Genomic DNA, 12158 nt, shown 5'->3' on the forward strand with positions numbered 1-12158 from the left:
GCAGGGAACTCTACGGACCATGCAAACGGGGGGCCACGTCTAGGGTGATGGCATGAGCATGAATGTCGCGGTGATCGGAGCGGGTTCGTGGGGGACCACGGTCGCTCATCTGTGTGCCCACAACGAGCCGACGATGATCCACAGCCGACGCCAGGACGTCGCCGATGCGATCAACGAACGCCATGAGAACCCCAGGTATCTGGAGGGCTACGCGCTGCATCCGGATCTCACGGCATCCACCGACCTGGCCGAAGTCGTCGGATGGGCCGACGTGCTGGTGATGGGGGTGCCGTCGGCGGGTTTTCGCGAGACGCTCGCCGAGCTTCGCCCTCACCTGCGGCCCTGGGTCCCGGTCGTGTCGCTGTCGAAGGGGCTCGAGCTCGGCACCCGGAAGCGGATGACGGAGATCGTCGAGGAGGAGCTCCCCGGTCATCCGGTGGGTGTGCTCACCGGTCCGAACCTCGCGAAGGAGATCCTCGCCGGCAGCGCCGCCGCAGCGGTGATCGCCTTCACCGACCTGACCATCGCCGAGAAGCTCCAGGGGATCTTCTCGTCGTCGCTGTTCCGGGTCTACACGAATGTCGACGTCGTGGGCTGCGAGATCGCGGGCGCGTTGAAGAACGTCATCGCACTCGCCGCCGGGATGGCCGACGGTCTCGGAACGGGTGACAACACGAGGGCGGCGGTGATGACCCGTGGTCTCGCGGAGCTCACTCGGCTCGGTGTCGCGATGGGTGGTGATCCGGCCACGTTCTCGGGCCTCGCCGGGATGGGCGACCTGCTGGCCACCTGCATGAGTCCGCAGAGCCGCAACCGCTATGTCGGCGAGCAACTCGGCCGGGGCCGCTCACTCGACGAGATCATCGAGGAGATGAACCAGGTCGCCGAGGGCGTGAAGTCCGCCAGGATCGTGCTCGAGCTGGCGGAGGAGTACGGCGTGGAGATGCCGATCGCCACGGAGATGCGGGCGTGCGTCACCGAGGGGCGGAGCGCCACCGACGCCTATCGCGGTCTGGTGGCCCGGCCGGCCACGAGCGAGAACGCTCCCGACTGATGAAGCGGTGGTTGCAGGACCGACGCGGCCGGTCCGGTCCCGATCGCTCGCACGCGCTCGACGGGGCGATGATCGGTGATCTCGAGGGGCCGACGGCGGTCGTGGACCGCTACGGACGGGTCGGTGCGGTCGACGGGAGCTGGTGGGTCGAGTGGGGGGTCGGCGCGCAGGACCGGTGGCGGGTCGCCCACGACGAGGTGGCCGTGCGTCAGTCGCGTGTGGCCGATGCTCCGGTCTACGAGACCTGGATGCGCGTCCCGGGCGGCGACATCGTGGCGCGGGTCGCCTCCGCCAACGACGGTCTCGGGCGCGTGCTGGTACTCGAGTTCGAGAACCTCTCGCGTGACGCGGTCTCGCTGGCGGTCGTCGGACGCGTCGCCGGCACTGCGGCGATTGCCGCCGATGCCGACGGTGTGGCGATCGACGGCATCGAGTGGATCCGGGGGGAGCGACCCGCCGGCGGCGTACTGGCCACGATCGGCGATCCCTGGGACGTCGTCGCCGACGGGCCCGACGCATCGCGCTCGGCCTGCCATGGCGACGGCGCGTCCGGTGGCATCGTGCTGGCCCTTCCCCATCGCCAGAAGGTGCAGGTCCATGTGTTGGTCGAGGGCGACTTCCCCACCCGGCCGGTCACTCCCGACGAGATCTCGGCAGGCTGGCGCACGATCACCGCAGGCTCGCTCGCCATCGACGTGCCCGACGTCGACCTCGGAGAGGCCTGGAATCGCATCCTCCCCGATCTGATCGTGCAGGCCGGGTCACTCGACCCGCGCACCGCAGCGGAAGCGGCGGTCGCGCTCGACATCGCCGGGCTCCACGACGAAGCCGACCGGGGCCGGGCGACCGTCGTCGCCGCAGCCGAGGACGGCACCGTGCGCGGTGTCGATGCCGTCGCGGCGTTGCGGGCGCTCGCCTCGCGTGACCTGTTGGCCGGCCACGAATCGGGTCTCGCCGACCTCGCCGGGCCGCTGGCGGCAGCTGCCGGGACTGCGCTCGACGCGCCGACGCTCTCGCAGGTGGCGCGAGCGCTCGAGGCCGTCGCGCCGGCCGCGGCGGCCGATGCTCGCGCCGCCGCGGCCCGAGCGGTCGGCACCTTCGCTCCCGACAGCGCGCCGGCGGCCGCCGCCGACCGCGTGCTCGCGTCCGTGGTCGCCGCACCCGACCCAGGCGTGGTCCATCTCCTCCCGTCGGTTCCGGAGGCGTGGCTCGGTCAGCCGATCGACGTCAGGTCCTGCGGCACGCCCAACGGTCGCGTGTCGTTCAGCATCCGCTGGCACGGACCCCGTCCAGCCCTGCTGTGGGAGCGTCTCGGGGGCAGCGATGCGGTGGAGCTCCGCTGCCCCGGCCTCGACCCGAGCTGGTCGTCGCTCGAGCGCTCGGGTGAGGCGCTCCTGGCCGAACCGCCGTCGTAGTCAGCGGTCGAGCCAGGCGGCGGCGATCCCGATCGCCGCGATGAGCTGCCCCGAACGCTCGTGACCGATCACGCCGCGTCCGCCGATCGCCCCGATCGATCCACTCGACCCGATGGACAGGATCGACCCGCTCGATCCGACCGACAGGAGCGAGCCGCTCGAGCCGATCGAGAGGGCGGAACCGGCCGATCCGAGCGACGCGACCGAGAACGCCGACAGCGCGGAGTAGGCCGAGGCAACGCTCGCCGCGCTGCGAAACGACAGCACCGATGCCCGGGAGCGGTGGGAGCGCAGGTTCTCGATCACTCGCGCCACCGTAGTCGGACCGTGCAATGGACTACCGTCCCGTCGATGGCCACCACCGCGCCGCAGCTGCGTCGATCGATCAAGGGCAAGGCTCCGGGTCTTCGCCTCGAGCGGGACCTGTGGGCCGACGGGTGCGACATCGTGGCGGGGATCGACGAGGTCGGTCGTGGTTCGTGGGCCGGACCCCTCACGTTGGCTGCGGTGGTGGTGCCCCGTCAGAGGAAGCTCTACAAGGTCCGTGACTCGAAGATGCTGACGGAGGCCGAGCGCGAGTTGATGTTCGACCGGATCATGGATTGGGCCGAGCACGTGGCCGTCGCCCATGCGACGCAAGAGGAGTGCGACGAGTTGGGCATGTCGGCAGCCCAGAAGCTGGCGGCGCAGCGCGCACTCGCCCAGCTCCCGGAGCCGGTCGACCACGTGCTCGTCGACGGCAACTGGGACTTCGTCGAGACCCATGCAACCACCACGATCGTGAAGGGCGACGCGATCAGCATCTCGATCGCGGCGGCGTCGATCGTGGCCAAGGTGACCCGTGACCGCATGATGCGGGCGTGGGATGTCGATCATCCCGCGTACGGGTTCGCCGGCAACAAGGGCTATCCCTGTCCACGTCACAAGGCGGCACTCGCCGCGTTCGGGCCGAGTGCGATCCATCGCCGTCGTTGGGCGTTCATGGACGATCTGCGCTGGACGGGGCTCCCTCGGGTTGCCGACGACGACGAACCCCAGCTCGGCTTGTTCTGATCATCGGCCGTAGCCTCGCCCCATGCGCAACCGGCTCGCCGTCCCCGTTCTGCTCGGGTGGACGTTGTTCGTCTGGGTCAGCCGAATCCGCAACATCCTCGACGACGACGGCATCTCGGGCGGCGGGCGAGCATGGCGCCTCGGTGCCGCCGTGCTCTTCGTCGTGTTGGCCGTCGTCGTGTTCGTCGCCCGGCGTCGGCGTTCGCCCCGCGCGGCGGCGCTGCTGGGCGGGCTTGTCGTGTGGACGATCGGCTGGTGGTCGATCCGCGGCGTCGGCATCCTCCTCGATCCCAACCACGCGGTCGGATTCAAGGTCGTGCACTCCGTGTTGATGATCGTGTCGATTGCCCTGGCGATGTGGGCCTGGACCCGCCGCGACGGGTAACGTTCTCCCCGTTATGGGTCAGCCGGTCACGTTCCTCTCCACCACCTCGCCGAAGCCGGGCGTACTCCGCTTCGAGCTCAACCGAAGCCTGACGGGCATGGGGCACGAGCGCTACTCGGCCGGCGACGAGATCCTCGGCAATCGCCCACCCGACGTGCTGGCGCGGCGGGTGTTCGCATCCGGCCAGGTCGACGCGATCCACATCTACGGCTCGATGGTCACGGTGACGTTGGCCAGCACCGACGCCGGCGATGTCGAGACGGTGCTGCGCGAGCTCTACACGTACTACGTGCCGGGTGTGGAGATCCCCAGCGATGAGGAACTCATCGCCATGGTGGAATGAGCAGCGTCGAGTAAGCAGGGTGGAATAGGCCGGGTTCTACTCCGAGACGAGAGTTCCCCCGAAGGCGACCCGGCCACGCGCATCCTGGCCGAAGAGCACGTGGACGTGCTCTGCTCGTGTGCCGGCCACTCCTGCCACGGCGGCAGACAGCTTCGGGGCGACTGCAGCGAAGTCGTCGGGGTGCGGGTGGCGTCGAGCCGAGACCGTCACGAACACGGGGGTGACATCACCGGGCACCGGTCCTCCGGACTCGGCGTAGTGATGTCGGCCGAGGGTTCGGAGGCGGACCCACGTGCGGCCGGGGTCGGACCCGAGCGCGTCGCCGATCGCGTCGGCGAGTCGTCGCGCGAGGTCACCGGACACCTCCGCGTCGGTGACGATCTCCACGTCGACAATCGGCACGTCAGCACAGTAGCCGGGTCCTGATCCGAGTCGGAGTGCGAACGTCGGGCCCGGCACGACGGTGTGGGCCGACAAACCGGCGGGTCGAGTGCGTTCGCTCGTTCTACGGTGACGGATGTGGAAGTCCGTTGGATCACTGCGTTCGTCGATCGAGGACCGGATCGTTTCGACCCGACGGTGGAGTTCTGGTCGGTGATCAGCGGGACGTCGGTGTCGGCGTGGCGCGGGAGCGACACCGAGTTCGCGACACTGCTGCCCTCGGATGGATCGGACGCCCACCTCCGGTTGCAGCGGACCCGTGGTGGATCGTCCGGGTCACACATCGACCTCCATGTCGCCGACGTTCGTGCCGGCGCAGAAGAGTGCGTCGGATCCGGTGCCGCGACCCTGGACGACAACGGTGATTTCGTCGTGCTCGCGAGTCCTGGCGGCATGCCGTTCTGCATCGTGGGGCACCACGGGGAGGAGCATCGGCAGCGTCCGGTGGTCTCTGCGCCGGGGGGAGCGGCGACGCTTGTCGACCAGGTGAGCATCGATTGCGACCCGGATGTGTTCGACGACGAGGTTCGCTTCTGGTCGTCGATCACGGGCTGGCCGCCGCTGCCGGCGCGGGCGGGTGAGTTCGTTCCGCTGGACCGTCCTGCGGCACTGCCCCTGCGCATCATGCTGCAGCGCCGGGCGCAGGCGCTCGGTCCGACGTCGTGTCATCTCGACCTGGCGTGCGACGACGTCGCCGCCGCCGTCGACCAACACGTCGGTTTCGGCGCGGCGCTGATTGCACGCCACGACCGCTGGACCGTGATGGCCGACCCGTCGGGTGTCGCCTACTGCCTCACGTCGCGTCGCGCTGCTCCCTGACGACGCCGGGCGCGGCATTCAGGCGGGTTGGGGAAGTCGCTCGATGGCGGTTCGCAGCATCTCCAGCGCGAGGCTCGGACAGGCATCGAGCAGCGAGTTGAGCTCGCGGGGGTTCATCGCGTAGACGGTGGTGCCTACGGCGGCCGTGACATCGGCGGTGCAGGGGAGGCCGGTGATGGCCGAGATCTCGCCGGCCACCTCGCCTGCGCCGAGATCGGCCACGTGGGCGCCGTTGCGTTCGACATGGAGGAGGCCGTCGATCACCACGAGGCACTGCCGACCGTGTTCCCCGTGTCGGATGACGCGGGAGGGTGACCTCAGCGTGACGATCGTCGCCATCCGGTCGAGCCGGCGGAGCTCCGCCTCGGGCAGCCGGTCGCCGAGTGGGCTGTCCTTCAGGGTCTTCGGAACACGGGTTCGCTTGGTGACCATGGTGCTCCTCGCATCGCGATCTGGTGAGCATCGTGCCCGGGTCACGTTTCGGACCGGCGTCGGTCGAGGGGCGGATCGAAGAACGTTGGCTGAACCCAATCCGTCGGTGACGGACCGAGCGCGGCCGACGAGCACCGGGAGCGCGGGTGGACGCGGTCGCAGTCGTCACTGCAACCAACACGGGACCGACGGCTCGCTAGGGTCCGGCCATGGCATCGATCGATCCGACACCCACGCAGCTCGAGCAGCTGGCCGAACGGGCCGCATCCCTCACGGGGCCCATCCGCATGATCAACCTGCTCCGGTTCCGTGACGTGGCCGACTACGGCGGCGCCCCCGATCCTGGGGCCGACGGCCCCAGCACCGGGGCCGAGGCCTACGGTCGGTACGGCGAGATCGCGATGCGTGAAGTCGCGGCAGTCGGTGGGTCGCAGTTCGAGGCGGCGGCCGCCCACATGACGGTGATAGGCCCGGAAGACGAACACTGGGATCTCGTGGCGATCATCGAGTATCCGAGTCCCGCCGCGTTCCTCGAGATGATCGCCAAGCCGAGCTATCAGGCCGGCGTGCACCATCGCACGGCCGGGCTCGCCGACACCCGCATCATCATGACCACATCGCTGCTGCGCTGATCCCGGATCGGTCGGCGGTCGCGTTCAGGCGTCGGCGGCCCAGCGCCGGATCCAGGCGTGCATGGCGATCCCTGCGGCCACGCCGGCGTTGATCGATCGGGTCGACCCGAACTGGGTGATGGAGCAGACCCGTTCCGCGGCGCCGACTGCGGCGGCGGACAGGCCCGGGCCCTCCTGGCCGAACAGCAGGACACACGCACGGGGCAACTCGGTCGACTCGATCGCTACGGAACCCGGGTGGTTGTCGATCCCGATGATCGGGAGCTCGGCCGCCCTGGCCCACGCGAGCAGATCGTCGATGGTCTCGTGATGGCGGACGTGTTGGTAGACGTCGGTCATCATCGCGCCCCGCTTGTTCCACTTCCGGCGCCCGACGATGTGGACCTCGGCGGCCAGGAACGCGTTGGCGGTTCGTACGACCGTGCCGATGTTGCGGTCGTGCTCCCAGTTCTCGATGGCGACATGGAAGCCGTGGCGTCTCGTGTCGAGGTCGGCGACGATCGCCTCGATCGTCCAGTAGCGGTAGTCGTCGGCGACGTTGCGACGATCGCCCGCGGCCAGAAGATCGCGATCGAGGCGAGGGTCGTCGGGCCACGGATCGGGATGCGGGCCGACGCCGACGGTTGGTTCGTCGGCGGGGTCGATCATCGCGTGCGACCCTGCCGCGGCGGTCGGGGGAGCCGGCTGCGGCGAGCCGTTTCGGGGGCGACCATGTTGCGGTCGGGAATGTCGTGGCGGTGCTCGGTCCAGCGGCTTCCGTCCCAGTAGCGCAGGGCGCCATCTGCGACCTCGGGGTCGTGGTACCAGCCCGCCGGCGCATGATCGGGGTGGTCGTCGACCGGCGCGACCTCGCCCATGCCCGGGAAGATCGCGGCGAGATCAACCGTCTGCAGCGCGTTGTCGGCGGCGCTCGGCTGTTGGAACGACATGCCGCGCTCGGGGTTCACGCGGCTGTCCTGGAGCGTTCGCAACCCTTCGGCGAGGACGGGGTCGGGGCCGTCGTAGGCGGGCAGGCCCTCCATGGCTCGAAGGATGTTGATCCGCTCGCTGAGCGGCGGGTGGGTGCTGAACATGTCGTTGAACTTCCGCCCACGGGCGTTGGTCTCGTGGTCGTCGGGCGACTCGATCCAGAGGTGCGACGTGGCATGGGAGGTCCGGCGGACGACGGTGATGTCGGCATCGAGTTTCTCGAGCGCCTGGCGTAGTCCGGCCGGGTAGCGGGTGATCTCCACGGCGGTGGCATCGGCGAGTGACTCCCTCGAGCGGCTCACGGCCGCCCTGAGCAGTGCTGCGGCCAATGGCGCGAGCACGGCCACCGCGACCATGCCGATGATCACCAGTGGGTTGGGGCCACCGTTGTTGTCGTTGCTGCGGCGCCGGTGCGAGGCGCCGCCGCCGGTGAGCGCGCCCCAGTAGAGCATGCGCCAGAAGATGTCGGCGATGAGGGCGATGGCGCCGGCGGTGGCGACGGCAACGGTCATCACGAGGATGTCGCCGTTGCGGATGTGGGCGATCTCGTGGGCGATCACGCCTTCGAGTTCCTGGCGGTTCATCTTGTCCATCAGGCCGGTCGTGACGGCGACGACTGCGTTGTCGACGTTGCGGCCCGTGGCGAACGCGTTGGGGGAGGGGTCGTGGACGACGAACACCCGTGGCTGGGGGATTCCCGCGGCGAGGGACACCTCGGCGACGAGGTTGTTGAGCTGGGGGAACTCGCTTGGATCGGCCTCGACGGCGCGGGTGGAACGCAGGGCCAGGGTGTCGCTCTGGAAGTAGGAGGCGAAGGTGAAGCCGAACGAGACGGCGACGCCGATGATCACCCCGACGATGCCCCCGCCGAGGGCCAACGAGATGACGGCGCCGACCACTGCGAGCAGCAGGAAGAACATGATCATCAGCATCCAGGTACGCCGACGGTTGCTGGCGATCAGGTCGTAGAAGTCGGGTCGGTCACCAGCCATGGGTGCCACGGTACAAGCGCTCCCTCGACCCACGGTGCCGGGTCGCTCCTCCGGTTCGACGCGATCTGTGTCGGCCGCGTTACGTTCACTCCCATGGACGTTGTCGTTGCGCTGCATGCGGCTGCCGCGTTGCTGCTGCTCGTGGCCGGCGTGGCCAAGATCGCCAGGCCCGGGCCGACGACCGACCTGCTCGCGGCCCTCGGCCTACCGGAGCGGCGGTCCATCACCATGTCGATCGGCATCGTGGAATCGGTGGTCGGACTCCTCGCCCTGGCGTTCGGCGGACCGGCCGCCGCTGTGGCCACCGGTGCGCTCTACGTCGGATTCGTCGTGGTCGTCTGGCGGGCGATGGCCGCCGGAGCAACGTCGTGCGGGTGTTTCGGTCGCGTCGACGCACCGCCCTCGTGGATCCACATCGCCGGCAACGCCGCGCTCGCCGCGGTCTCGTTCGCCGCAGTCGGCGGTGATGCCGCGGTCGACGTGATGGCCCGGCAGCCGGCCGGCGGGATCGGCTTCGTGGCCGCCGTGGGTGTGCTGGCTGGGCTCGCGCTGGTCTCCTTCACGGCGTTGCCCGAGGCCCTCGCGGCGCGTCATGGCACCACAGCGGTGGCGGCTCCGTTCCGCATCGACGGGCAGCGCCGCTCATGAGTCGACGGGTCGTGCAGACGCTGAGCCGTGTGGTCGAGAGCCGGTCGTCTCGACGGGGGTTCCTCAGCCGATCGGCGATGGGGGCCACGGCCCTCGCGGTCGCGCCGGCGGCCTACGCGCTGCGCCCCACCACCGCGTACGCCGCGATCTGCACCTGCGCCGGCTCGAGTTGTGACTGCGGGTCGTCGTGCTGCGACGGCTACACCGATTTCTGCTGTCAACTCACCGGCCAGAACCTCTGCCCGCCGGGGACCATCGTCGCCGGCTGGTGGAAGGCGAACGGCAGCGGGTTCTGCGACGTCGACGGCAAACCGCGGCCCCGCTACTACCTCGACTGCAACCACCCGTGCGACGACGGATGCGGCTGTGGCGGCTCCGGCGTGTGCGCATCGACCTGCACGAGCGCGAACTGTCGGTGCCTCGAAGGTTGTGGGAGTCGCGCCGTCGACTGCACCCGGTTCCGCTACGGACAGTGCAACCAGGACGTGCCCTGTGTCGGGCCGATCGCCTGTCGGATCGTCACCTGTGTCGTGCCGTGGCAATGGGATCCGAGTTGCAACGACTCGCCGTCGCTGACCGACAACGGCACCCGTTTCCACGATCGCGCGTGCCTGCACGACGGTTTCACCGACCTCGCCCCCAACGCCTTCTACACCGAGGCGGTCGAGTGGGCGATCGACGCGGGGATCGCCCAGGGCTACAACAGCGACATCTTCGGCCCCGGTGAACTCGCGCCTCGCTCCCACATGGCGACCTTCCTGTGGCGCTACCAGGGCAAGCCGGAGGCGACCGAGCCGTCGCCCTTCGTCGACGTGGCGGCGGGCGCCTGGTACGCCGACGCCGTCGACTGGATGGCCTCGGCGGGCATCACGACCGGCACGGCCCCCGACCGGTTTTCGCCCGACCAACTGGTCACCCGGGGCGAGGCCATCACCTTCCTCTGGCGTCTTGCCGGCGAGCCGCCCTCATCGGTCGAGATCCCGTTCGTCGACGTTCCGGCCACCGCGTTCTACCGCCAGGCGGTTGCCTGGGCGGTCGAGACCGAGCTGACGACGGGCATCTCCCCGACACGCTTCGGCGGCGGGTTCTGGATCGATCGGGCCCAGGCGCTCACCTTCCTTCACCGCTACGAGCTGCGTTTCGGGACACCGGCGGAGGTGTCGGCATGATCGTGCTGGTCATCGTGCAGAGCATCGCCATCGCCCTGCTGGCGGTGATCGTCTTCGGGCTGTTGCGGACCCACGCCGAGATCCTGCGGGCCCTCGACCGGGCCGGGGTGCCCCTCGACGACGGTGCCGAACCCGCTCGGGTCGGCCCGGTGCCGGTCGCCGCCCCGACCACGCGTGGTGATGCGGTCGACATCGTCGGCACCGTCCCGGGTGGCGGGCCGGTGAAGGTCGCGCTCGGCGGCGACCACCACACACTGCTCGCCTTCCTCTCGTCGGGATGTCGCACCTGTCAGGCGTTCTGGACGGAGTTCGCGTCGCCGATGGTCGATCTGCCCGGCCACGACACCCGGCTGGTGATCGTCGCCCAGGATCCGGCGCACGACTCCGAGAGTCGGCTGGCCGAACTCGCCCCCACCGGCGTGCGGACGGTCTGCTCCTCGGATGCATGGACCGCCTATGGCGTCCCCGGCTCGCCCTACTTCGCCCTGGTCGACGGCACCTCGGGTCGAGTCGTCGGATCCGGCACCGCCACCGCGTGGGAACAGGTGCGCGGCCTGTTGTCACAGGCGCTCGGCGACGAGGCCCTCGGCACGACCGTCGACGATGCACTGGCCGCCTCCGGCATCGGCCCCGGCCACCCGAGCCTCTATCCCGACACCGCCGGACCCGACGTCCCCCAGGTCGGCGCGTGACCCCGCTGGTCGTCGCCCTGGTCATCGGTGTGGCCGCTGCCGTTCGCGCCGCCTGGTCGCCTTGAGGGACATCGATGCTCACGAGCATCACTCCGCTCGGTGAGCGGGGCCGCGGCAACCGATTCTGGCTGACCCGTAGCTGGCTGATCCTCGGCCATCTGGTCGGTGGTCTCCTCCTGGGCGCCCTCCTCGCGGCGGCGAGCGCCGTCGTCGGTGCGCTGGTCGGCCGGCCGGGCGATGCCGTCACGCTGGTGATCGTCGCGGCGGCCACGGTCGTCGCCGGGGTCGGCGACCTCGTCGGGATCAGCGTGCCCGGTCGGCGGCAGGTCGACGAACGCTGGCTCACGTCGTATCGGGGCTGGGTGTACGGGTTCGGCTTCGGCGCCCAGCTCGGCTTCGGTCTGGTCACGGTGGTCAACACGCTGCTGCTCGGTGTGGTCCTGCTGTCCGGCGTGCTGCTGCCGCCCGTCCAGACGCTGGTGCTCGGCGGGGTCTACGGGCTGACCCGTGGGGTCGGGGCGACCCTCAACGGTCGCGTGCGCACGGTCAACGATCTTCGACGGCTGCATCGACGGCTCGACCAGAGCGAACGGGCCGTCCGGTGGACGTCGCTCGGTGCCGTGGCGATCGTCGCAGTCGGCGCGGCGGTGGTCGCATGAGCTCCCATCGACTGGCCGCGAACGGCATCGAGGTCGTCGTCCGCGACGGGTGGGAGGTCGAGTTCAGCGAACTCCGGGTCAATCCGGGCGCCACCCCCCGTTCACTCGTGCATCTGGCCAACTTCGCGCTCCCGGCCGAACGTGGCGACTACGGATCGGGGGCGGTGGAGACGATGGACTCCGGCGGGATCCTCGTCGTCCTCATGGAGTTCGACTCCGGCTCGGCTCGCACGGCGATGTTCACCGACGCGGTGCTGCCGCTCGCACTCGCGGCCGACGACTTCTCGCCCCAATCGCTCCAGCGGCGCCTCGCCGGACAGTCGGGGGCGCAACGGTTCTTCCGCACCGGCGCACGCGCCTTCGGCCTCTATGTGGTGCTCGGCTCGCACCGACAGGCGGGCCTGTTGGTGCGCGAGGTCAACCTGAGCCTCGCCGGCGTCTCGTTCGGCTGAGCG

Annotated in this window: 17 protein-coding genes; 12 read left to right on the plus strand and 5 right to left on the minus strand. The window is 69.9% G+C overall.

Features of this window, described 5'->3' with window-relative positions:
- Positions 1 to 52: 52 nt before the first annotated feature.
- Positions 53 to 1054 (plus strand): NAD(P)H-dependent glycerol-3-phosphate dehydrogenase, encoded by a 1002-nt coding sequence (locus R2707_20505; protein ID MEZ5247482.1) that lies wholly within the window; start codon positions 53 to 55, stop codon positions 1052 to 1054.
- Positions 1054 to 2469, plus strand: a complete 1416-nt coding sequence (locus R2707_20510; GenBank protein MEZ5247483.1) for a hypothetical protein — start codon at positions 1054 to 1056, stop codon at positions 2467 to 2469. Before R2707_20505 ends, R2707_20510 begins: the two co-directional genes overlap by 1 nt.
- Here R2707_20510 and R2707_20515 read toward each other — a convergent pair whose 3' ends face one another.
- On the minus strand, positions 2470 to 2775 hold the full coding sequence (locus R2707_20515) for a hypothetical protein (GenBank protein MEZ5247484.1): 306 nt from the start codon (positions 2773 to 2775) through the stop codon (positions 2470 to 2472).
- Between the two features lie 45 nt (positions 2776 to 2820).
- Here R2707_20515 and R2707_20520 point away from each other — a divergent pair, with 45 nt between their 5' ends.
- Genes R2707_20520 through R2707_20530 form a run of 3 tightly spaced genes read left to right on the plus strand, consistent with a single transcriptional unit; the run spans position 2821 to position 4250 of the window.
- Positions 2821 to 3522 (plus strand): ribonuclease HII, encoded by a 702-nt coding sequence (locus R2707_20520; GenBank protein ID MEZ5247485.1) that lies wholly within the window; start codon positions 2821 to 2823, stop codon positions 3520 to 3522.
- Positions 3523 to 3544: 22 nt separating this feature from the next.
- Positions 3545 to 3907, plus strand: a complete 363-nt coding sequence (locus tag R2707_20525) for a hypothetical protein (GenBank protein ID MEZ5247486.1) — start codon at positions 3545 to 3547, stop codon at positions 3905 to 3907.
- A gap of 13 nt (positions 3908 to 3920) precedes the next feature.
- Positions 3921 to 4250, plus strand: a complete 330-nt coding sequence (locus R2707_20530; GenBank protein MEZ5247487.1) for a hypothetical protein — start codon at positions 3921 to 3923, stop codon at positions 4248 to 4250.
- A gap of 36 nt (positions 4251 to 4286) precedes the next feature.
- Here the strand turns inward: R2707_20530 and R2707_20535 are convergent, their stop codons facing one another.
- Positions 4287 to 4652: a hypothetical protein gene (locus tag R2707_20535; GenBank protein MEZ5247488.1), complete on the minus strand. Its 366-nt coding sequence runs from the start codon at positions 4650 to 4652 to the stop codon at positions 4287 to 4289.
- 117 nt (positions 4653 to 4769) lie between these two features.
- Between R2707_20535 and R2707_20540 the strand changes: the two genes are divergently transcribed.
- Entirely contained in the window at positions 4770 to 5510 is a 741-nt protein-coding gene (locus R2707_20540) for a VOC family protein (GenBank protein MEZ5247489.1), read from the plus strand.
- Positions 5511 to 5528: 18 nt separating this feature from the next.
- Here R2707_20540 and R2707_20545 read toward each other — a convergent pair whose 3' ends face one another.
- Positions 5529 to 5942 (minus strand): cyclic nucleotide-binding domain-containing protein, encoded by a 414-nt coding sequence (locus R2707_20545; GenBank protein ID MEZ5247490.1) that lies wholly within the window; start codon positions 5940 to 5942, stop codon positions 5529 to 5531.
- Positions 5943 to 6151: 209 nt separating this feature from the next.
- On the opposite strand from R2707_20545, the gene R2707_20550 reads away from it, so the two are divergent.
- On the plus strand, positions 6152 to 6574 hold the full coding sequence (locus R2707_20550) for a DUF1330 domain-containing protein (GenBank protein ID MEZ5247491.1): 423 nt from the start codon (positions 6152 to 6154) through the stop codon (positions 6572 to 6574).
- A gap of 24 nt (positions 6575 to 6598) precedes the next feature.
- On the opposite strand, the gene R2707_20555 is transcribed toward R2707_20550, so the two are convergent.
- Positions 6599 to 7222, minus strand: coding sequence for an RNA methyltransferase (locus tag R2707_20555; GenBank protein ID MEZ5247492.1), 624 nt, complete (start codon positions 7220 to 7222; stop codon positions 6599 to 6601).
- Entirely contained in the window at positions 7219 to 8535 is a 1317-nt protein-coding gene (locus R2707_20560) for a M48 family metalloprotease (GenBank protein ID MEZ5247493.1), read from the minus strand. The genes R2707_20555 and R2707_20560 overlap by 4 nt, the downstream gene beginning before the upstream one ends.
- 93 nt (positions 8536 to 8628) lie before the next feature.
- On the opposite strand from R2707_20560, the gene R2707_20565 reads away from it, so the two are divergent.
- The 5 genes from R2707_20565 (at position 8629) to R2707_20585 (ending at position 12155) form a co-directional block, all read left to right on the plus strand.
- On the plus strand, positions 8629 to 9183 hold the full coding sequence (locus tag R2707_20565; protein MEZ5247494.1) for a hypothetical protein: 555 nt from the start codon (positions 8629 to 8631) through the stop codon (positions 9181 to 9183).
- Complete coding sequence (locus tag R2707_20570) at positions 9180 to 10352, plus strand: S-layer homology domain-containing protein (protein ID MEZ5247495.1); 1173 nt, start codon at positions 9180 to 9182, stop codon at positions 10350 to 10352. Before R2707_20565 ends, R2707_20570 begins: the two co-directional genes overlap by 4 nt.
- Entirely contained in the window at positions 10349 to 11044 is a 696-nt protein-coding gene (locus tag R2707_20575; GenBank protein MEZ5247496.1) for a hypothetical protein, read from the plus strand. Before R2707_20570 ends, R2707_20575 begins: the two co-directional genes overlap by 4 nt.
- Positions 11045 to 11118: 74 nt before the next feature.
- Positions 11119 to 11703 (plus strand): hypothetical protein, encoded by a 585-nt coding sequence (locus R2707_20580; GenBank protein MEZ5247497.1) that lies wholly within the window; start codon positions 11119 to 11121, stop codon positions 11701 to 11703.
- Positions 11700 to 12155, plus strand: a complete 456-nt coding sequence (locus R2707_20585) for a hypothetical protein (GenBank protein ID MEZ5247498.1) — start codon at positions 11700 to 11702, stop codon at positions 12153 to 12155. Before R2707_20580 ends, R2707_20585 begins: the two co-directional genes overlap by 4 nt.
- Positions 12156 to 12158: the final 3 nt, after the last annotated feature.

It is taken from the genome of Acidimicrobiales bacterium, assembly GCA_041394245.1.
Taxonomy (GTDB): domain Bacteria; phylum Actinomycetota; class Acidimicrobiia; order Acidimicrobiales; family Aldehydirespiratoraceae; genus JAJRXC01.